This window comes from Novilysobacter viscosus (assembly GCF_046600715.1).
Taxonomy (GTDB): domain Bacteria; phylum Pseudomonadota; class Gammaproteobacteria; order Xanthomonadales; family Xanthomonadaceae; genus Lysobacter_C; species Lysobacter_C viscosus.
This window is the reverse complement of sequence record NZ_JBJMAV010000001.1, coordinates 642,141-662,969: the sequence shown is the minus strand read 5'-3', so window position 1 is coordinate 662,969 and position 20,829 is coordinate 642,141. Positions and strand designations below refer to the sequence as shown.

The following is a 20,829-nucleotide window of genomic DNA, read 5'->3' as shown; positions in this document are numbered from 1 at the left end:
GGAAGGCATCGAAGGGCCGTCAACCCCGGTCCTCGCGGGCCAATGGCTCCTCGCGGTCGGCCCGCAACCCCCCGGGAGGTCAGAACTGGTTGTCGTCGTCCTTCTCGTCAAGGTCGAAGTTGGTCAGTTCCACCTTGGCAGGCAACAGGCAGATGATGTTGACGCTGCCCCTTGGCTGGAGCGAGCGCGTGTACCACGGGGTTGTCCTGGACGCACCCACATTCGCGATCAGGCGGAACCTGATGTTGTAGTTCTCGGTCCAGTTGCCGCCCCCACGGGCACCGGTGTTGATGGTGCAATCGAGGTACCTGTCCACGGGATTGCTGTTGCGGGCGCCGATGCGGAGCCTGACCGCTTCGACGGGGCTACTGACATATGGCGATGAGTCGCCGTTCGTTCGATTGTCGATGGGTAACGAGCAGCTGACGTAACGGCCGCTGTCGCTGGCGTTGTAAATCCCGAGCGGGCGGAAGCGAAGGCCGTCGGCGTCGCCAGGGGTGGCCGGCGCACAGACCCCGGTAGGTGAAACCGAACTTTCCCTGACCGTCAGCGCATCTGCATTTCCGCTGACGGCCAGTGTCGTGAACAGCACCGCAAACGTGGCAATCGTGGATGGTCTGTACATGGGTTGGTTTCCCGGGGGTTGGGTCATGCTGATACTAGCGCCATTATTGCGACAATCGGGGCCGCGTTCACTTCTGGAGGCCTGCGCATGCTCAGCGTCTCGCTGTTCAGCAACTCGCCGTTCCTTGATGGCGTTGGGCGCTTGATCCGTAGCGCGGCAGGTCGTCAGGGGGCACCCCGAGGCCAACCTGGAGGGCAGGGGGGCGTCAGCGCTCCATGTCCCGGGGTGGGGTTCCATGCGTGGCAGTCGTTCGCTGCTGCTGTTCCGGTGCTGTCGCGCCTGCTGCCCGCGGCGAAGGCAGCCGGTTACGCGGTCGCGCCGGGGTTACACCCACGCCGATCCCGCGACGGTCGCGTCGCATACCGTGCCCCGGAGCCGGGCAAGTGCCGCGAGCTCCTCGCGACGGAGTTCCAGCGCCATCCGCGCAATTTGCTGCTGCGGGTCAGGCGCGCCAGTCTGTTCGACCGGGCCGGTGACCGTGGGCGCGCACGATGCGACTACGACCTCGCGCTTGACTCCGCCGGGCGGACGCTCTGCAGTATCGACGGCGGATAACCAGGGTCGGCGACGCGGTGAATCCCGGCGCGATCCAAGGGAACAGATAAAACGGCGACCCTCCAGTCCGAGCGCGTACCGATAGGCAAGCGATGCGGGCGGCAGCAGATGACGGCGCGTCCGGAGCTCTCCTGGCGTACCCCGATTCGCAGCTTCTCGGGTGGACGGAGACGTCTTCCCTACCGATTCTCGTGAGCGATTCGCAGTGCCATTTCGATTGCGGGATCGCCCGACGGGGCCTGCTCGATGACCTGCCGGTAGAACGCACGCACTTGGCGCGGATAGGCGATGGCGTGATCCGGCGGTATCCCGGTGCCTTCGAAGAGGCGCCCATCGGGCGTTGCGTACACCTCGTTGGACAGCGTGTATTCCCAGCCGTTGGGCAGGGTCTTGTCGAGGGAGTCGGAGAAGATTCCTTCGGTGGCGCTGCCGATGCGCACGACGCGGGGCAGCGGAAGCGACGCCAGCACCAGGATCTCGGCGGCGCTCGCGGTCGCGGGGCTGGTCAGCACGAAGACGCGGCCGTCGAAACCGCGGGCCGCAGGCGTCATCTGGATCCAGTTCGGCGACGCGTTGCCGTCGGCGTCCCGCGCGACCTTGCTGAATGCCCGGTAGGGCGCGTCCACGAATGGGCGCAGGAACTCGAGTGCTGCACCATCCTTGCCGCCGCCATTGAAGCGCAGGTCGAGGATGATGGAATCAGCATCGCCGAGATCCGCCAACATCCTCCCGACGAGGTTGCGCGCACCTTCCACCTCGTCCTGGTACTGGTTGATCCGGTCTTCGGCATGCGCGAAATAGCGCCCGAAGAACTCCCGCAGGTCCTCGGTCGGCTCCAGGCCGTAGTCGGCGAGCATCAACATGCTGTTGAGCTGCACGTAGCCGACGCGCGGGTCGACCATGCCCCAGCGCACGATGCCGGCGTTGTACTGCCGGACGTCGCGCACGTGGCGCTCGAGGATCGCCTGCTGGGCCTGGCGCGAAAGCTCGAAGTTCGACGGCTCGCCGTGGTCCCCACCGCTTGCGGCAGGGTGGGGCAGCGTATCGGGCCGTTCGAGCTTGACGTGCCCGTCCCGCAGTTCGCCCAGCATCGCCTCCAGCGTGTCGAACAGGACCGGGTCCGTCGAGTCAGGCGCCAGACGCGGGCGGTACTTCTTGCGCAGCGCGGGCCAATCGACCCCGCGACGTTCGAAGAACGGATAGTGGACGCGGAGCGTGTCCCACAACGAATCGAAGTTGAGCAGCGGGTCGGTCGGATCGGCTGGCGGGGTGGTGCAGCGCGCCGGCAAGGCCTCGATGCGGTCCAGGCGGTACGTGTTGATGCCGTAGCGCAGCTCGACGCGGCCGGGTGCCACCCTGACCAGCGTACCGAGCTCGCCGACGGGCTCTTCGACCGATGCATGGCACTCGACGGAGTTGGAATCGAACACCTTCGCCCGCGCGCCGCGGATCTCAAGAAGCCTGCCGTAGCCCCGCTGGTGCCAGACACCGTCGAAGCTTGCGTCCGGCGCATGCCCGTCCGCGGGTACGGGGCCGTAGGGCGAAATGCCCATCGCGGCCGCCAGAACCCAGCCCAGGGTGCGATCCAATTGCATGGCGGTTCCTTCGCAGCGCGTATTCGAAGCGGCCGGAGTATGTCACCGGACCGGTCCGCGGGTCGCGCCCACCCCGGCGCGGATCGGAGTTTCGACATCTCGGCGCGCGCCGGACGGTGTTGCAGGCTCGATCGCCACTGCCCTATGCACCATCAACAGCACGATTCCAGTTCGCATACAGCCTCCACAGGTCGTTCGCGCTGCCCCATGGCGATGCTCCTACTGACTGGAGGCCCCTGGCCGGGCGTTTGGATGCACTGCGCCGAACGAATCGAGTCCGCCTCCGGGCTCCCCCTCCGGGGCGGGATGGCTGTTCTTCGCTGGTGCAGCGCTCCTCATCCCGAGACTGCAGGTCGTCAGGGGGCGCACCGTGAGTCGAACTGGTCTGGCGCACGGTCCGTGCTCCGTTTCCGGGGAGGGGATCCGTGCGATCCAGTTCTGTGCTCCTACTGCTCCTGTTGCTGGCGTGCCTGCCGCCCGCGGCGCAGGCAGCCGACGAAAGCGCAACGCCGGGTGTGTACACCGACGCCGGTCCTGCAGCGGTCGCGTTGCGCCCTGCGCCCTGCGCCGGCAACCGGGGGGCAAGTACCGCGAGCTGCTCAACAAGGAGTTGCAGCGCCATCCGTGCAACGACGTAGCACGGGTCCAGCGCGCCTACCTGCTGGACCGCGCCGGCGACCACCGGCGCGCGCGCCGCGACTACGATGCCGCACTGGACGCCGCCGGTCCGCACGGGCCGCGACATCGGCACATCCGCTGGTCCCGCGGCTGGAGCCGCCATGGCATGGGCGACGTCGCCGGAGCACTTGACGACTCGCGCGAATCAGTCCGGCAGCACGGCGGACGGCCGTCCCGGGCCGCCTACACCTTCGCCCTCACGTACTGGACGCAGGACGACAGACCGCAGCCGCTGGCCTGGTACGAAGCGGCGGTGGAATCGAACGCGCAGTGGGGCACCGGGCAAGCATGGAACACAGCACCCGCCGGTGCGAGCCGCGCCGCGCGAACGCATGAGGGACCTGTTCGCGGCATGGGCGGCCCAAGGGGCCGGGCGTGGCTCTGCCCCGGGTTTCCCGGGTTAACCTTGGGCCGTTCCGAAGCCAGGATTGAATGGATGAAAGCCCCCCCGCGAGCCACCGTCGTCGGTCTCGTAACGCCGCACCTGCTGCGCATCATCGACCTCGCCAACCAGGCCGAGAAGGGCATGAACGTGGACTGGCATCTGCGTGATGCCGTGGCCACGTCGATGAAAGACCTGGGTGACCTCTGGAACGCTCCGGCATCCGTGGCGGCGTATCTGGAGGGGCTGGAGAACGCGGCCGCCCAGGCGCCGAAGCACCGGGAGGCGTACGTCCGCGTCCTGCAGGCCGCGGCCGACTCAGCGCGCCGCCTCAGGCGCGACTGAAATGACACCGCCCCGGGGTCGGAGCGGGTCCCCTCGCCCCGGCCGTCGACCCTTTGGCGGCTGATGCCACCCGCAGGGGTCAGGCGGTAGCCGCCTGTTCCGACGAGCCGTGCTGGCGTTGACCCGGTCCTTGCCGCGGCAGGCGGACGGTGAACTTGTTCTGCCCGCCGCTGCTGTCGGCGGTGATCGAGCCGCCGTGGGCCAGCGCGATCTCCCGCGCGACGTGCAGCCCCAGCCCAAGGCTGGCGGTCACGCCCTTGGCCGCATCGTCTCCCGGCTTCAGTCGCATCATCGGATCGAAAATGCGCTGCAGGGATTCTTCCGGTATCTGCCGGCCTTCGTTGATCACGCAGAGCGCGACGTCGGTGTCGTCGCCGGCCACGTGCATCTGGACGGGCCGCCCGGGGGTCCCGTGCTGGCCCGCGTTGCCCAGCAGGTTCACCAGCAGCTGGTGAACGCGGTCGGGATCGACGCACGCCTCCAACCGCGTGCCCAGGACCAGCTCGAACTCGCACTCGGGATGCATCGCGGCGGCGTCGTGGATGGCTTCGCTGCAGACCTCGGCCAGGTTCACCGTTTCCGGGCGAACCGGCAGCGTGTCGGCGCCCAGTCGCGTGCGTGCAAACTCCAGCAGGTCGTTGACCATGGCGGTCATGTAGCGCGCGGCCCGTTTGACCCGGTGGCCCAGTTCCACTGCCTTGTCTTCGCGCAGCTGGGTACGCGTCAGGATTTCGCCGGCGGCTGTCATCGATGACAGCGGCCCGCGCAGGTCGTGGCCGAGGATCGCGTCGAACATGTCGCGGGCATGGTCCGCGCGCTCGGAGAAGGTCAGGATCGACTCCGCCAGCGCCTGGTCGATGGCTTCGTTGAAGCGCATGACCTCGTCCAGCACGCTCTCCGGCATCGCCCCGTGCTGCTCGCGCCACAGGTGCAGCACGCTGGCCCGCAGCGCACGGAATTCGGAATTCAGCTGCATCAGGGTGAAGTCCGATGCGTGTCGCATCGTTCCATGCACGTTGGCCGGGCTGGTGGGGTCGGGATCGTCCGCACCGCCGAGCGATTTCGTGCGTTGCTCGCCTTCGGTCTGCCGCGTCTCGATGTCCACTGCCACCGCGCGCAGCATTTGCTCGGCGTGGTTGCGGAGCGCCTTCAGCGACATGGCGTCGGCGGCCGGCGTCATTGTCAGTGCGTGCCTGTCCCACTCGGCCAGGATCCGGTCCATGTAGTCGTTGATGAACTCTGACAGCCGCATGGCGCTCCCCGCATCCCTGGAAGTTGCTGCCGCCTCGTACTGCTGGCGACAGGCTGCGGAAATTAGCAGCGCCGCGTGAAAGATCGCTCAAATCCGGGTTGGGCAGCGGCGGGCGCAGGCGCGGTCGCCCGCCGCCAGGGTCTGGCGCATGAGCCGTCCCCACGTCGCCGGCTCATGCGGGGTCCCGCGCAGCGCCGGGGCCGTTCCTCGACCATCGCGGTGGCGCGTCCACGCCCGATGCGTGGCCGCGTTCCCGGCTTCGGCGGTGCTTTTCCAATGCTCCGTTTCCCTCGCTTCGGGGTGATACTGCGGCTGCGCCAGCGGCGCGCGTTCCCCTGCCGCTCCAAGGGCCCCATGACCATGCCTACGCCACAAGACGCCAAGCTCGACCGCATCGTTGCCGAGGCCCGGCGCAACGCCGAGCAGCGCGACCAGGGGTACCGCGAGCGTGCGCTGAAGATGTACCCGTGGGTCTGTGGCCGCTGCGCGCGCGAGTTCACCCGCGCCAACCTGCGCGAGCTGACGGTCCACCACCGCAACCACAACCACTCCGACAATCCGCCCGACGGCAGCAACTGGGAGCTGTTGTGCGTGTACTGCCATGACAACGAGCACTCGCGCCAGACCGACTACACCGGGGTCAGCGCACTGGCGGCCGAGGACACGCCGCCCGCCGCCACGTCCAACCCGTTTGCCGACCTCAAGTCGCTGCTGGGGATGGTCCCGCCCAAGGGCGGCTAGCGACCGGGCGGGGGCCGCCAGGCCCTGGGCGCCTAGGACCGGCTACCCGGGCGCCGCCGTGCCAGCACGGCATCCAGCGCGTAGCGTCCGCCACCCTGTGCGGCGAAATGCAGGCCCAGCAGCACCAGCACCAGCGCCGGCCACCATCCGCGGAAGTCCTGCTGCCAGTGCACCATGACCACGGCGACCACGAAGTTGAAGGCGACCACCAGCCCGGCCCAGCGGGTCAGCAGGCCGAGGACGAGGAGGCCCCCGCAGGCGGACTGGGCGTACACCGACAGCGGCGCCATCAGCTGCGGCCATGCAAAGCCGTTCTGGGTGAGGAAGACGACGAACTCCTGCATGCGCTCGCTGCTGGTCACGTTGTCCCAGGTGCCGTGCACGAGGAAGGCGCCGGTGACCACCCGCAACAGCATCAGCGTGGCGTCGGAAAGGTGCGAGTACCTGTCGAGGTTGAGAGTCACGTCGTGATATCTCCTGAAGAAGAGCGAGGGCAACTGCGGGCCAGGGCCGGTTGCTTTCCCATGTGGCACCGCTCGGGACACGGTGGAGCCGCCGCGATGGTCGTCGATTTCACTCCCGCCACGCGCGGCCCGCAAGTCACGGCGGAGCGATCCGTCCCGGCCCGGCGCCTCCGGTGGCGGCGCACGCGCCTCACCCACCCCGTGTTCACGCCCCGGGGCTAGCGTGTCGTTTTCCCGCAGGCCCCCCGAATGCCGCGTACACCCACACCCAAGCGTCATTCCGCCCGCAAGCGAGCCGCCGCAGGCCGCGCCCCGGCCATCGCCGGTGGCAGCGGCTGCGTGCGCGTGCGCGGCGCGCGCGAGCACAACCTGAAGGAGGTCGACGTGGATGTCCCGCGCGACCGGCTGGTGGTGTTCTCCGGCGTCTCCGGCTCGGGCAAGTCGTCGCTGGCATTCGGCACCATCTATGCCAAGGCGCAGCGCCGCTATTTCGAATCCGTGGCCCCGTACGCGCGACGGCTGATCGACCAGGCCGGCATGCCGGACGTCGATTCCATCGAGGGCTTGCCACCGGCGATTGCGCTGCAGCAGCAGCGCGGGTCCAGCAACGCGCGCTCCAGCGTCGGCAGCGTGACCACGCTGTCGAGCCTGGTGCGGATGATGTACTCCCGCGCCGGGGCGTACCCGGACAGGCAGGCGATGCTCTACGCGGAGGACTTCTCGCCCAACACCCCGCAGGGTGCGTGCCCGCGCTGTCACGGGCTGGGCCACGTGTACGAGGTCACCGAGGCGCTGATGGTGCCGGACCCGTCGCTGAGCATCCGCGAGAAGGCCATCGCCTCGTGGCCGCCGGCGTGGCATGGGCAGAACCTGCGCGACATCCTGGTCACGCTGGGTTACGACGTGGATACACCGTGGAAGGACCTGCCCAGGAAGGACCGCGACTGGATCCTGTTCACCGAGGAGACGCCGACGGTGCCGGTCTATGCGGGTTTCACCCCGGCCGAAACGCGCGCCGCGCTCAGGCGCAAGGCCGAGCCCAGCTACATGGGCACCTACACCGGCGCGCGGCGCTACGTGCTGCACACCTTCGCCACCACCCAGAGCGCGCTGATGAAGAAGCGGGTGTCGCGCTACCTGGAGGGCCGGCTGTGCCCGGAATGCGACGGCAAGCGGCTCAAGCGCGAGGCGCTGTCGGTGACGTTCGCCGGCGTGGACATCGGCGAGCTTTCGCGGATGCCGCTGGACCGGGTGGTCGACCTGCTGCAGCCCGTCGCGCGCGGTGTGTTCGACAGCCACGCGGGCGAGGGCACCACCAACGCCACCGCGACGAAGCGTGACCGCGCCAAACGCGCCGTGGCCAGGCAGGCCACCCACGCCGCCGCGCCCGACGTGCGCCGCACCCCGGCCCTGTCGGAAGAAAAGCGCATCGCCGCCCAGCGCCTGGCGGAGGGCGTCGTCGCCCGGCTGCGGACGCTGCAGGCGCTGGGGCTGGGCTACCTGTCCATGGACCGCAGCACACCGACCCTGTCGCCCGGCGAGTTGCAGCGCCTGCGGCTGGCCACGCAGCTGCAATCGCACCTGTTCGGCGTCGTGTACGTGCTGGACGAACCGTCCGCCGGCCTGCACCCGGCCGACAGCCAGGCGCTGTACGACGCGCTGGAGGAACTGCGCGACGCCGGCAACTCGGTGTTCGTGGTCGAGCACGACCTGGAACTGATGCGCCGCGCGCAGTGGCTGGTGGACGTCGGCCCCGAGGCCGGCGAGCGCGGCGGCCAGGTGCTCTACAGCGGCCCGCCGGCCGGGCTGGCCAAGGTCAAGGAGTCCCGCACCGCGCACTACCTGTTCGGCACCACGCCCGCGCCGGCCAGCATCGAGCGCGCGACGTCGAACTGGCTGGAGCTGCGCGGCCTGCACCGCCACAACCTGCACGGGCTGGACGCGCGCATCCCGCTGGCCGTGCTTACCGCGGTCACCGGCGTCTCCGGCTCGGGCAAGTCCAGCCTGGTCGCGCAGGCACTGGCCGAACTCGTCCGCCTGCACCTGGGCCACGTGCCCGAGGACAGCGACGACGACACCCCGGACGCGCCGACGGCCATTGAACGCACGCATGGCCACCTGGGCGGCGACGTCGATGCGGTGCAGCGGTTGGTGCAGGTCGACCAGAAGCCGATCGGCCGCACCCCGCGCTCCAACCTGGCCACCTACACCGGCCTGTTCGACCACGTGCGAAAGCTGTTCGCCGCCACGCCGGACGCGCGCCGACGCCGCTTCGACGCCGGGCGGTTCTCGTTCAACGTCGCGAAGGGCCGCTGCGACACCTGCGAGGGCGAAGGCGTGGTCAGCGTCGAACTGCTGTTCATGGCCAGCGTCCACGCCCCGTGCCCCAGCTGCCATGGCGCCCGCTACAACGAGGCCACGCTGCAGGTACGGTGGAACGGCCGCAACATCGCCGAGGTGCTGGGCATGACGGTGGAGCAGGCCGGCGACTTCTTTGCCGACGAAGGTGCGGTCGCGCGCCCGCTGCACCTGCTGCGCGAGATCGGCCTGGGCGACCTGCGCCTGGGCCAGCCGGCCACCGAGCTGTCCGGCGGCGAGGCACAGCGCATCAAGCTGGCCAACGAGCTGCAGCGTAGCCAGCGTGGCCGCAGCCTGTACGTCCTGGACGAGCCCACCACGGGCCTGCACGCCGCCGACGTCGACCGCCTGATGCTGCAGCTGCACCGTCTTGTCGAAGCGGGCAACACCGTGGTGGTGATCGAACACGAGATGCGTGTCGTCGCCCAGGCCGACTGGGTGATCGACATGGGGCCGGGTGCGGGGGAGCGGGGTGGGAGGATCGTGGCCCAGGGCCGGCCGGCAGAGGTAGCCAAGGTTCGGGCGAGCCGGACGGCGGGGTACCTGGCGGCGGCCTTGGCGCACTGACCCGTGGGCGGTCACGACGCCGAGTGCCCCGCCGCGAATTCACCTCACTGCGCGTACCGCCGCTGGCACACCTCACACCAGAACGCCCGCCGCTTCGCCCGGCCCAGCTGCTTCCGATAGCTCAGGCGGGTACCGTCCCGTGGGCAGAACTGCCGGGTGTGCACCTGGTAGTTCTTGCGCAGCACGTAGGCCTTCTTCCAGCGGTAGAAGTCGAAGCTGTACTCGCGCGCCTGCGCCACCAGTTCAGCCAGCTTGCGCGGCGGCAGGTCGCCGGCCCGGCTCTCCGGGTGCACGCGGATGCGGTGGAGCACTTCGTTCTTGATGATGTTGCCGACGCCCGCGAACAGGTCCTGGTCCAGCAGGGCGTCCGCCACCAGTGCGTCCGGACGCGCCCGCAGCCTGCGGCGCGCGCCGGCCGGGTCCCAGGCGTCACCCATGACGTCGACGGTCCAGTCGTAGTGATCGTCCAGGTCCCCTTCCAGGAACTTGACCGAGCACGCATAGAAGTTCAGCACCTCGCCCTTGCTGAAGCCAAGCGACAGCCGCGGCGGCGTGTCCTTGCCCTCGTTGATGCGGTAGCTGCCGAACAGCAGCAGGTGGATGCGCACGCTGAAGCCGTTGAACTCCAGCAGTACATGCTTGCCCCAGCTGCGCACCGCCTTCAGCGTCTTGTTGCGCAGCCGGTCGATGTCCTGCCTGGAGTTGCCCGACACGCGCAGCACCCGGCGCCCGGCGAACTTCGCCGCCGCCTCGCGCAGGATGATGATCGAAGGTCCTTCGGGCATGGCCGGAGCATCGCGGCGGCACGATGAGGCAGGCGTCAATCGCGGAGGCATGCGTGGTTGGGGTGGGGCCCGGAAGAGGGTCACGACGGTGGCATGTCCGGCACCGGGGCGGGTTTCCGTTCCCTCTAGCGGATTGATCCAGATCAAACCCCCGCAGGTGGCAGGGGGCCTAAGCTGGAGTCACGCAGACGCGATTCGCATCCTGCCTGCGACACGGACCGGATCCGGTCCCCCAGCGGCCGCCGACAGGCGGCGAGGAACCGCCAGATGAACGCCGAACTGCTCGACTACTTGCGCAAGATGGTGGAGACCGGGGCATCCGACCTCTTCTTCTCGGTGGGCGCACCACCCGCGCTGAAGATAGATGGGGCCATCACCCCGCTGGGCGACACGCCACTGAGGGTGGACGCCGTGAACGCGCTGGCGCTGCAGGCCATGAGCGAACGGCAGCAAAAAGAGTTCGACGAGACGATGGAGATGAACCTGGCCATCGACATGCCCGACGTCGGACGCTTCCGCTTCAACATCTACCGCCAGCGCGGCAACCCCGCAATCGCCATCCGCTACATCACCAGTCGCATCCCGTCCCTGGAGGAATTGAACCTGCCGGCGCTGCTGCACGACCTGGCGGTGGTGCCGCGCGGGCTGGTGCTGGTGGTCGGTGCGGCGGGCTCGGGCAAATCCACCACGCTGGCCTCGATGATCGACTACCTCAACACACAACAGGCGGTGCACGTGCTGACCGTTGAGGACCCGATCGAGTACATCCACACGCACAAGAAATCGATTGTCGACCAGCGCGAGGTGGGGCTGGACACCAGGAGCTATGCCAACGCCCTGCGCAACACGATGCGCGAGGCGCCCGATGTACTGATGATCGGCGAGGTCCGCGACCAGGAAACCATGCAGGCGGCCATCGCGTATGCAGAGACCGGCCACCTGTGCCTGGCAACGATGCATGCCAACAACGCCAACCAGGCGCTGGACCGCGTCATCAACTTCTTCCCCGATACCGCCCACCACCAGCTGCTGGTCGACCTCTCGCTCAACCTCAAGGCGGTGATCTCTCAGCGGCTGTTGCGCGGCGTCGATGGCCGGCGGCTGCCGGCAGTTGAGATCCTGCTCTCGAGCCCGTTCGTCGCCGAGCTGATCGAGAAGGGCGAGATCGCCGCGATCCGGGATGCGATGAAGCAGAGCTCCGAGCTGGGGATGGTCACCTTCGACGAGTCGATCTACGCGCTCTATGCCGCGGGCCGGGTCAGCTACGACGAGGCCATGGACCACGCCGACTCGCGCACCGACCTGGGCCTGCGCATCAGGCTGGAAGGCCCGCACCCCATGGGTGGCCATAGGGATGCACTCGAGGGCGCGAGTATCGACGGCCTCGGTGCCGACGGCCGGCCGGAATCACCCGAGCAGCTGTCGCAACGCGGCGCGATCTTCCGAAGCGCTGCATTCGACGCTCAGCCGGGACAGCGGGGCAGGGGGGAGTAGTCCGGCGAGGCGACGGAGTGCGTCCGGGTTGGGCGGTGCCATCGGCCAGGTGCGCGATGCGCTCGCGATGGGCTGCCCGGGACTTCGCTGGCGCCCCATCCGCGGGTTCAAGAAGGTCGCTGGTGCCAGGGAGTCGAGGTCAGCGGGAGATACCGAAAACGGCCGATACGCGTTCGGTGAAGTCTAGAGTCGGTTGCAGATAGCGTCCGCCTTCCAGGCGTGAGCCGGTGACCTGGACGCGGTCGAGGGTGGTGTTTCCGTAACCGTGCGCCTGGGTCGAATTGACGCTGTTGATGCTGTACACCGGCCCGAGCGTGCCGCCGAACGCGATCGCCAACCCTTCGGCTTTCTCACGGACTTCCGCGACGGCCCGGGCACGCGCTTGTTCGCGCAACGCGGCCTCGTTGCTGGACTTGAAGCTCACGTCCGAGACATCCGTGAAGCCGGCGGACAGTGCCGCGTCCATGTAGGCCCCGAGCCTGTCGAGGTCGTCGATCCTGACTTTCACTTCCCGGCTGGCGACATGGGCCGGAGGCAGTGGCCGATCGCTGTCGTCGTAGTCGATGGCCTCGCGCAAAGCGAGGTCCGAGGCGGTGATGTCGTCCGGGGCGATTTCGAATCCGGGAGCGGCCTCAAGAAGCGCGCTGACCGCGCTATCGACCACGCGCTTGGCCTCGCCTGGATTCCCTGCGCGATGCCGCGCCACCATGGTGACGACCGCCGCGTCCGGCGCAACGCTGACTTTCCCCTCGCCCTGCACGACTACGTGCGGCCCATCGGGCAAGGGGGTGCCGGCGATGGCGGCGGCAGAGGCAAGCGTGAGCGGAAGGGCTGCTGCGAAGAACCGTTTGCGCATCGGGGGCTCCATCTGGTGGGTGGTGCTGCCTTTGACAGTCAGCGACGCGCAGACTGCCCGCTACGGGGGGGGCGGCTTCTAGAGCACTGCCCTCAGGATGAAGAAGAAGATCACCGAAAGCACCGCGCCGGCGGGGACGGTGATCAGCCACGACAGGAAGATGTTGCGGATCACGGTGAGGTTGATCGCCGAGATGCCGCGCGCCATTCCGACGCCGAGGACGGCGCCGACCAGGGTGTGCGTGGTCGAGATCGGCAGGCCGGTGCTGGAAGCGAGCACGATGGTGCTGGCCGCCGACATTTCCGCTGCAAAGCCGCGGCTGGGGGTGAGTGCGGTGATCTGCGTGCCCACGGTCTGCATGACCTTGCGGCCATAGGTCGCCAGGCCCAGCACGATGCCACCGCCGCCCAATAGCAGCACCCACGGCGAGACCGCCGACTGGCCCTCCACCATGCCCGTGGTGGCGACGGAGATCACCGCCGACACCGGTCCCACCGCGTTGGCGACGTCGTTGGAACCGTGCGCGAACGCCATCGAGCAGGCGGTGATCACCATCAACACGCCGAAGATGCGTTCGACGGTGGCGAACCGGAACTTGAGATCGGCGGCGGGATCGACCCTGATGCGGTCGATGATCAGCTTGCCCGCCACCGCGACCGCGATCGAGATCACGGTGGCAATCGCCAGGTTCTGGTTGGTCGTCAGGTCCAGCCCGATGTGTTTCAGGCCCTTGGTCAGCGTCATCATCACCACCATGAAGGCGGCGATGAGCATGTAGACCGGCACGTAGCGGCGAGCGCGTTCGATGGGATCGCTGCGGTCGAGGATCAGCACCTGCACGGTGCGGAAGATGAAGAAGGCGATGACGCCCGAGACCAGCGGCGATACCACCCAGCTCATCACGATCTGGCCGACCTTGCCCCATTGCACCGCTTCCATGCCGATGCCGACGGCAGCGAAGCCGACGATGGCGCCGATGATGGAATGGGTGGTCGACACCGGCCAGCCCAGCTTGGAGGCCAGGTTCAACCACACGGCGGCGGCCAGCAGCGAACCGAGCATGCCGTAGATCATCAGTTCCGGCGTGTCGGCCATCAGGCTGGCATCGACGATGCCACTGCGGATGGTGGAGGTGACGCTGCCGCCGGCAAGCACCGCGCCGGCGAACTCGAATATCGCGGCGATGATCACCGCCTGCTTGAAACTGATCGCCTTCGCGCCGGTGGACGTGGCCATGGCATTGGCCACGTCGTTTGCGCCGATCGCCCAGGCCATGTACAGGCCGAAGACCGCGGCCAGCACGATATAGAGGGTCATCTGATCCATGCGTCGGTCCTCAGCGGGCCAGCAGGCGCTGCAGGCGGCTGCCCACGCGTTGGGCGTAGTCGCCGACCTCACCGATCCACTCGATGGCCTGGTACATGAACACCACGTCCACCGGCGGCAGGTCCTTCTCGCGCACGAACAGCGCGGCGCGGACCTCGGCCTGCAGCTGGTCGGTGTCGTCCTCGATGGCGTCGAGCTGGCTGATCATCTCTTCCACCAGTTCCACCTCAGCCCCGCGGAAGCCGGTCTCGAACAGTTCGTCCAGTTCGTGGACGCTCCGCTCGGCCTGGTCCACCGCATCCACGCAGCGGCGCACCAGTTTCATCAGCGCCTCGCCGATTTCGGCGGGAAAGGCCATCCGCCGGCCGATCACGATGCCCGAGACGTCCTTGGCCGTATTGGCCACCCGGTCCTGGATCATCAGCAGGTCCAGCAGGTCGGCGCGCGCCACCGGCATCCACAGGTTGTCGGGCAGGTTCAGGCGCACGTCCTTCTTCAGGTCGTCGGCGGACTGCTCCCGAGCGACGATGAGCTCGCGCGAGGCGGTCGCCGCGGCCCAGTCGGCGCGCAGTACCGCCTCCATGAACGGCACGAGCTCGCGCGCACAGGCGGCCGCTTCCTGGATGTGCTTCTGCAACGGGCGCACCGGCGAGCGACCGAAAAGATTGGCGATGAAGCTCTTGGCCATGGGGGGTCCCTTGGGTGGTTGCCGGCAGGCGCGCCGACTGTCATCGAACTGTAATTATCGACGAAATACGCGATGGATTGGGTCGGGCAAATAGGGCAGGCGCATGTCGGGCAGGGCCGGGAGAGGCGAGGTCGATCAGTCGTAGCGGCACGCGATCGGCTTGATACGAACGCACACTCCAGGCGCTGCGGCTGGACTGCCGTTGCGATGCGAACGCGTGCGCAAGAGTTCGCACTGCCCCCGGTTTTCACGCCGACCCGTCTACCGTACCCCTCTCTCCCCCGGACCCGCCGATGCTTTTCGATGGACGTCGTTACTTCGGCCAGGCCCGCCTGCGCCGCCACTGGCGCGCATCGCCGCCTCGCCAGCACGCCCATTGCCCGGTCTGCTGCATGACCCGCGGTGGAGAGGTGCAAGGCGCTTGGAAAGAATGAAGCAGCGCCGCCCGGGGAATACCGCTTGAGCGGCATGTTCGACTCGCTGCGCAGCTACAACTATCGGCTTTGGGCGGGTGGCGCGCTGGTGTCCAACGTGGGCACCTGGATGCAGCGCATCGGCCAGGACTGGCTGGTGCTGACCGTGCTCACCGACCACAGCGCCACGGCGGTAGGCATGGTGATGGCGCTGCAGTTCGGGCCGCCGCTGCTATTGCTGCCGCTCACCGGCTATGTCGCCGACCACTGGGACCGCCGCAAGTTGCTGATGGCCACCCAGGCCGCGGCCGGGTTGCTTGCGCTGGGCTTGGGGCTGTTGACCCTGGCCGGTGCGGTGCAGCTCTGGCAGGTGTACGGGTTCGCCCTGCTGCTGGGCTGCGTCACCGCGTTCGACGCGCCGGTCCGGCAGACGTTCGTGTCGGACCTGGTCAGCGACGACGACCTGGCCAACGCGGTGGCGTTGAACTCCGCATCGTTCAATGCCGCGCGCATGGTCGGCCCGGCGGTGGCGGGCCTGCTGATCGCGGCGGTAGGCGAGGGCTGGCTGTTCGTGGTCAACGCGGGCTCCTACGCGGCAGTGCTGGCGTCGCTAGGGTTCCTGCGGGTGCGCGAGCTGCATGCCGAAGCCGCGCCCGAGCGCACCCCGGGCAGCCTGCTGGCGGGATTCGGCTACGTGGCGCGGCGGCCAGACCTGATGGCGGTAATGGTGATGCTGGCCCTGATCGGGACGTTCGGCTTCAACTTCGCCATCTACATTTCAACCATGTCTGTGACCGTGTTCGACGGCGATGCCAGCCAGTACGGCCTGCTGACCTCGGCGATGGCCGCCGGCACCCTGTGCGGGGCGCTGCTGTCCGCGCGTCGCCCCGAGCCCGGGGTGGTGCTGATGGGCGTGTCGGCAGCGGCATTCGGTCTCAGCGTGGCGGTCGCCGCGGTGATGCCCGGGCCGCTGCTGTTCGCGGTGGTGCTGTTCTTTGTCGGGTTGGCGGCGCTGACCTTCATGACCGCCAGCAACTCGATGATGCAGCTGACCACCGAACGCGCCATGCGCGGCCGGGTGCTGGCCCTGCGCATCGCCGTGGTGATGGGAGGTACCCCGCTGGGGGCGCCGCTGGTCGGGTGGGTGGTGGATCGATTCGGCGCGCGCTGGGCGCTGGCCGTGGGTGCGCTGTCGGGCATCCTTGCCGCCGCGGTCGCGGTGGTCTACCTGGTTCGCCACCGCGACCTGCGACTGACCAGCAGGGGCGGGCGCCTGCGCCTGGATATCGGTCCTGCGCCCGTCTACGCCCCGGGGGTGCGCCTGGCGACCGGGGAGCGGGTCAAATAGCGGTTCGCGGTAGTCGCTTCGGTGGTTGAAGGAGCGCGGCCCGGCGGCGGCGCGGGCGCACGCCCTGCAACGTCGGCACGGGTGTGTTCGTCCCGGCTCGGGCGCACGGCCCCTGGGCTCGGTTGGCGGGAAAGCGGCGCCGAAGGGAGTCTGGCCGCATCAACCCGCTTTGTGCGTTGAAGCGCACTTCGCATTTGGACTTGTGGCGCTGCCCCCCGACTAGGGAGTACAAGGGAGAAACTGATCCCGGAACCTGGCTGCCAGGGGTGTGGCGATGATGACGCCGGTGTTGAAGTCGGTTCCGCCCTACCTCCTCCAGCCGGCGGAAGCCACGGCCAGCGAACGGTTCACCCGGGCCCTGGTGGCACTCACCCGTGCGGTATGGCATCCCGATTGCACTTTCGAAACTGCCATCGACTCCATATGCCAGACAGCGGCCGAGGCGTTGCAGATCGAACGTGTAAGCGTGTGGAAGTACGAGGCCGCCGAGTGCCGGCTGGGCTGCCTGAGTGCGTACGACGCACAAACCGGGCAGTTCGCTTCACCCGAGTCGCTTGAGACGCTGTCGCTGGAGGGCGATGACTACATCGCCGCGCTGGAGGATGTCCGCACCTTCGAATCGGCCGAGATGGAGGCTGCATCCGACCTGGCGAGCTCCCACCTCGCGTTGCGCGACTACCTGCAACGCCATCGCATCCATGCAGTGCTCGATGCCCCCGCGTTCGTCGGGGGCGATCTGCAGGGCGTCATCTGCCACGAGAGCATCCTTCGCGTGCGTCAGTGGTCGCGCGAGGAGACCACGTTCGCCGCAAGCATGGGTGACTACGTGGCCATGGCCTTCGAGATCGCACGCCGCCGCCGCGCCGAGGCCGAGGTGGAACACCTGCGATTGCACGATGCCGCGACCGGGCTGCCCAATCGCCACTACATGACAGAGCTGATCCGGCAGCGGCTGCTCGGCAACACGCTTCGCAAGGGCGAAGTCCTGGCGGTGGTGCATGTGCAGGTGGACCCGACGGGAGGCGAGGCCTGGATGGCCGGGGCCCCAACTGCAGACGAGATCCTGGTCCGCATCGCGGGGCTGCTGCGTTCCTTCACCGGCGACGGCATCGAACTGGCAAGGATCGACTCCAACGGCTTCAGCTTCCTCGTGACCACTCGGCCGGAAAAGAGCACCGTCGTCGGATTGGCGGAGTCGATCCTTGCGGCCCTCCAGTCCCTTGACTGGAACAATCTCGCGGTGGATCCCGGGGCCACGATCGGAATTGCCCTGGCCGACCAGAAGGGTAGCCACGATGCGGCTGGGCTGTTGCAACAGGGCAGGGAGACCGCCGCCCGGGTATGCACCAGCGAGCGCTTCGGTTACGCCATCTATGACTCCCGGCACCATGCCTCGCTGGTCGAAGGCATGCATATTGAGCGTGCGCTGCGCGACGGCTTCGCCAAGGGCGAGTTCGAACTCCACTACCAGCCCGAGTACGACACGATGGCCGGGCAGTGGGTGGCCGCCGAGGCGCTGCTGCGCTGGCGCGTGGGCGACCGGCTGGTGGTGGCGGGCGAATTCATGGGCGTGCTGGAGCCGTCGCGGTTGATGCTGGCCGTGGGCAGCTGGGTGCTGCGGCAGGCGTGCCTCGACGCCGCCGGGTGGCCACTCGACGGGGAGGGTCGCGCGTTCATGGTGAGGGTGAACGTGTCGGCCCGGCAGTTCGACGAGCCGGGGTTGACTGACGATGTGCAAGAGGCGCTGCTTGCCTCCGGGCTGGAACCCGCGCGGTTGTGCCTGGAGCTCACCGAAACCACGCTGATGCGCGATATCGAACGGGCGATGGACATCCTCACGGAACTGCACGACATGGGCGTGCAGGTGGCGATCGACGACTTCGGCACCGGCTATGCCTCGCTGGTCTACCTCAAGCGCTTTCCCATCGATGTATTGAAGATCGATGGCAGCTTCGTGCAAGGCCTGCCCGACAACACGGCCGACCTGGCCATCATCCAGGCCGTGGTCAGCCTGGCTGCCGCGTTCCGGATCGGCGTGATTGCCGAAGGGGTGGAGCTGGGAATGCAGCAGCAGGCCCTGATGGGCATCGGCGTGCATCGCATGCAGGGCTGGCTCTACGGGAAGGCGGTGAACAACGATGAGATATGTCGCATGCTCGGATCGCCCGCCCCTGTCCGGGCAGGTCCCACCGACGTCGGGGTTGCTGCCTGATAGCCCGCAGGCCGGGGAGCAGGGGCCGGTTCGCCCACGCTCCAGACCCACGCACTCCCGGCGTCCGCCGTGCGCACATTGGTGCAGTTCGACGACAGTCCGCTTGAGCCCCGCTGGATCGCGCTCAACGACGGGGTGAGGGGCGGGGGCTCGAGCGGCGACCCGCTGCTGGTCGAGGGCCGCCTTGAGTTCAGCGGCGCGTTGTTGGCGAACAACGGAGGATTTGCCTCGGTGCGCAGCGTGGGTCGCGGGTTCGACCTCAGCGACGCGACGGACGTGGTGCTCCGGGTGTGCGGCGACGGACGTGGCTACCAGCTGCGCCTGGCCACCGACGCACGCCACGGCGGCATGCCGGTTTCCTATGGCGCCGGGTTCGACACCCCGCCCGGTGAGTGGACCGAAGTGCGCGTGCCATTGACGGCGCTGACGCCCACGGCACGGGGCGCCGCGGTGCGGGGGCCGCCGCTGGACCCGTCCCGGGTTCGGGAGATCGGGCTGTTGATCGCGGACCGTCGCGAAGAGGCATTTGCGCTGTCGGTGGAGTGGATTGCGGTCGAGTAGTAGACATGGATGAGGGCCCCGTTCCGGCGCCGATGCCTGCACCACCGGCGCGACATCGGAAACAGCGACGCAAGGGGAAATTGCGCCGCCTTGTTGACCGCGCACGGCGCCGCGAACAGGATGGGGCGATCAATCCGGTTGGTTTTCCGGTTGGTTCCGGCCGGTGTCCATGCCCGGCCCCACGCATTCCAGTCAGGGGAGACCCGCGTGAGCACCCAACTCGATGATTCGACGATCGACGACTTTGCCGCGTCAATCCGGGGGGAGCTGATCCAGCCCGGCGACCCCGGTTACGACACCGCGCGCGCGGTCTGGAACGGGATGGTCGACCGCAGGCCGAGGCTCATCGTGCGCTGCACCGGCGCCGCCGACGTGATGCGGGCGGTGGATTTCGCGCGCGTCCACGACCTGCCGTGCACCGCCCGGGGCGGCGGCCATAGCGTGGCGGGCAAGTCCATATGCGATGGCGGCGTGGTCATCGACCTGTCGCTGATGCGCACGGTCAGCGTCGACCCGCGCACGCGCACGGCCCGGGTGGGGCCGGGCGCGACACTGGGCGACCTCGACCACGAGACCCAGGCCTTCGGCCTTGCGACCACCGGCGGGACCGACTCCCGGACCGGGGTTGCCGGCCTGACTTTGGGTGGGGGCATCGGCATGCTCGCGCGCACGTTCGGCCTGGCGGCGGACAACCTGCTTGGCGTGGACATCGTGCTGGCGGATGGAAAGCAGGTGCATGCCAGCGAGGATGAGAACCCCGACCTGTTCTGGGCGCTGCGCGGGGGCGGCGGCGAGTTCGGGGTAGTGACCTCGTTCGAATTCCAGCTCCATCCGCTGGGCCCGGAGCTGATGGTGGCGCAGGTGTTCCATCCTTTCGAAGACGCCGCGAAGGTGCTGCGCTTCTATCGCGACTTCCACGCGCAGGCGCCGGACGAGCTGTCCTGCTACGCGCTGTTCACGCACATCCCACCCATCCCGCTCTTCGACGAGGCGCTGCATGGCAGGACCGCCGTTGCACTGGTCGCCTGCTATTCGGGCGAGCCGGCAAAGGGCGCCGCACTGATGGAGCCGCTGGAGAACTTCGGCACGCCGCTGATGGCGTCCGTGCAGCCGATGGCCTACACGACCCTGCAGAAGAGCTTCGATGCCGGATCGCCCGACGGCCATCGCTACTACTGGAAGTCGCAGTTCCTGCCGGGTCTGGCCGATGCCGCCATCGACACCCTGGTGGCGCGGATCGAAACCCTGCCGGGCGCGCTCACCCTGGGCGGGTTCGAGCCTATGGGCGGCGCCATCAACCGGGTCGCCGCCAACGCCACCGCATACCCGCACCGCGATGCGATGTTCAACTTCAGCATCTTCGCCGGCTGGACCGACCCCGCCGACGACGAGGCGGTCATCGGCTGGACCCGCGAGTTCCACGAGGCGATGGCGCCCTATTCAACGGGCGGCAGCTACTTCAACTATGCCGATGCCGACGAGGTCGACCGGACCGACGTGGCCCACGCCGGCAACCACCAGCGGCTGCAGGACCTGAAGGAAAGGTTTGATCCGGTAAACGTGTTCCGGCTGACGCGGAACTAG

Annotated in this window: 16 protein-coding genes; 8 read left to right on the top strand and 8 right to left on the bottom strand. The window is 68.3% G+C overall.

Annotated elements, in window-relative coordinates; translation table 11 throughout:
• Positions 1–79: 79 nt before the first annotated feature.
• Together ACJQWL_RS03085 and ACJQWL_RS03080 are read right to left on the bottom strand one after the other, a co-directional pair.
• Positions 80–625 (bottom strand): hypothetical protein, encoded by a 546-nt coding sequence (locus tag ACJQWL_RS03085; protein WP_411300689.1) that lies wholly within the window; start codon positions 623–625, stop codon positions 80–82.
• 734 nt (positions 626–1,359) lie between these two features.
• The gene (locus ACJQWL_RS03080; protein ID WP_330967796.1) at positions 1,360–2,775 is read right to left on the bottom strand and encodes a S41 family peptidase; all 1,416 of its coding nucleotides are present in this window, start codon (positions 2,773–2,775) and stop codon (positions 1,360–1,362) included.
• A 784-nt stretch (positions 2,776–3,559) separates the two neighbouring features.
• Here ACJQWL_RS03080 and ACJQWL_RS03075 point away from each other — a divergent pair.
• A complete protein-coding gene (locus tag ACJQWL_RS03075; RefSeq protein WP_411300688.1) occupies positions 3,560–4,180 on the top strand; it encodes a hypothetical protein in 621 nt (206 codons plus the stop codon).
• Between the two features lie 79 nt (positions 4,181–4,259).
• On the opposite strand, the gene ACJQWL_RS03070 is transcribed toward ACJQWL_RS03075, so the two are convergent.
• Entirely contained in the window at positions 4,260–5,432 is a 1,173-nt protein-coding gene (locus ACJQWL_RS03070; RefSeq protein ID WP_330967794.1) for a sensor histidine kinase, read from the bottom strand.
• 360 nt (positions 5,433–5,792) lie between these two features.
• Between ACJQWL_RS03070 and ACJQWL_RS03065 the strand changes: the two genes are divergently transcribed.
• Entirely contained in the window at positions 5,793–6,173 is a 381-nt protein-coding gene (locus ACJQWL_RS03065) for a YajD family HNH nuclease (protein ID WP_441005010.1), read from the top strand.
• Positions 6,174–6,205: 32 nt separating this feature from the next.
• Here the strand turns inward: ACJQWL_RS03065 and ACJQWL_RS03060 are convergent, their stop codons facing one another.
• The gene (locus tag ACJQWL_RS03060) at positions 6,206–6,637 is read right to left on the bottom strand and encodes a DoxX family protein (protein ID WP_330967792.1); all 432 of its coding nucleotides are present in this window, start codon (positions 6,635–6,637) and stop codon (positions 6,206–6,208) included.
• A gap of 249 nt (positions 6,638–6,886) precedes the next feature.
• Between ACJQWL_RS03060 and ACJQWL_RS03055 the strand changes: the two genes are divergently transcribed.
• Positions 6,887–9,562: an excinuclease ABC subunit UvrA gene (locus ACJQWL_RS03055; protein WP_330967791.1), complete on the top strand. Its 2,676-nt coding sequence runs from the start codon at positions 6,887–6,889 to the stop codon at positions 9,560–9,562.
• 44 nt (positions 9,563–9,606) lie between these two features.
• Here ACJQWL_RS03055 and ACJQWL_RS03050 read toward each other — a convergent pair whose 3' ends face one another.
• A complete protein-coding gene (locus tag ACJQWL_RS03050) occupies positions 9,607–10,347 on the bottom strand; it encodes a DNA-formamidopyrimidine glycosylase family protein (RefSeq protein WP_330967790.1) in 741 nt (246 codons plus the stop codon).
• A gap of 267 nt (positions 10,348–10,614) precedes the next feature.
• On the opposite strand from ACJQWL_RS03050, the gene ACJQWL_RS03045 reads away from it, so the two are divergent.
• Positions 10,615–11,841 (top strand): PilT/PilU family type 4a pilus ATPase, encoded by a 1,227-nt coding sequence (locus ACJQWL_RS03045; protein ID WP_330967789.1) that lies wholly within the window; start codon positions 10,615–10,617, stop codon positions 11,839–11,841.
• 139 nt (positions 11,842–11,980) lie between these two features.
• Here the strand turns inward: ACJQWL_RS03045 and ACJQWL_RS03040 are convergent, their stop codons facing one another.
• The 3 genes from ACJQWL_RS03040 to ACJQWL_RS03030 form a co-directional block, all read right to left on the bottom strand.
• Entirely contained in the window at positions 11,981–12,697 is a 717-nt protein-coding gene (locus ACJQWL_RS03040; protein ID WP_330967788.1) for an SIMPL domain-containing protein, read from the bottom strand.
• 78 nt (positions 12,698–12,775) lie between these two features.
• Positions 12,776–14,023 (bottom strand): inorganic phosphate transporter, encoded by a 1,248-nt coding sequence (locus tag ACJQWL_RS03035; RefSeq protein ID WP_330967787.1) that lies wholly within the window; start codon positions 14,021–14,023, stop codon positions 12,776–12,778.
• Between the two features lie 10 nt (positions 14,024–14,033).
• Positions 14,034–14,711: a TIGR00153 family protein gene (locus ACJQWL_RS03030; RefSeq protein WP_330967786.1), complete on the bottom strand. Its 678-nt coding sequence runs from the start codon at positions 14,709–14,711 to the stop codon at positions 14,034–14,036.
• Positions 14,712–15,179: 468 nt separating this feature from the next.
• On the opposite strand from ACJQWL_RS03030, the gene ACJQWL_RS03025 reads away from it, so the two are divergent.
• From ACJQWL_RS03025 to ACJQWL_RS03010, 4 genes are all read left to right on the top strand, one after another.
• Positions 15,180–16,472: an MFS transporter gene (locus ACJQWL_RS03025; protein ID WP_330967830.1), complete on the top strand. Its 1,293-nt coding sequence runs from the start codon at positions 15,180–15,182 to the stop codon at positions 16,470–16,472.
• A gap of 274 nt (positions 16,473–16,746) precedes the next feature.
• Positions 16,747–18,684, top strand: a complete 1,938-nt coding sequence (locus ACJQWL_RS03020) for a putative bifunctional diguanylate cyclase/phosphodiesterase (protein ID WP_411300687.1) — start codon at positions 16,747–16,749, stop codon at positions 18,682–18,684.
• 69 nt (positions 18,685–18,753) lie between these two features.
• On the top strand, positions 18,754–19,245 hold the full coding sequence (locus ACJQWL_RS03015; protein ID WP_330967784.1) for a CIA30 family protein: 492 nt from the start codon (positions 18,754–18,756) through the stop codon (positions 19,243–19,245).
• Between the two features lie 207 nt (positions 19,246–19,452).
• Positions 19,453–20,829 carry an FAD-binding oxidoreductase gene (locus tag ACJQWL_RS03010; RefSeq protein WP_330967783.1) on the top strand — a complete coding sequence of 459 codons (1,377 nt, stop codon included), beginning with the start codon at positions 19,453–19,455 and terminating at the stop codon, positions 20,827–20,829.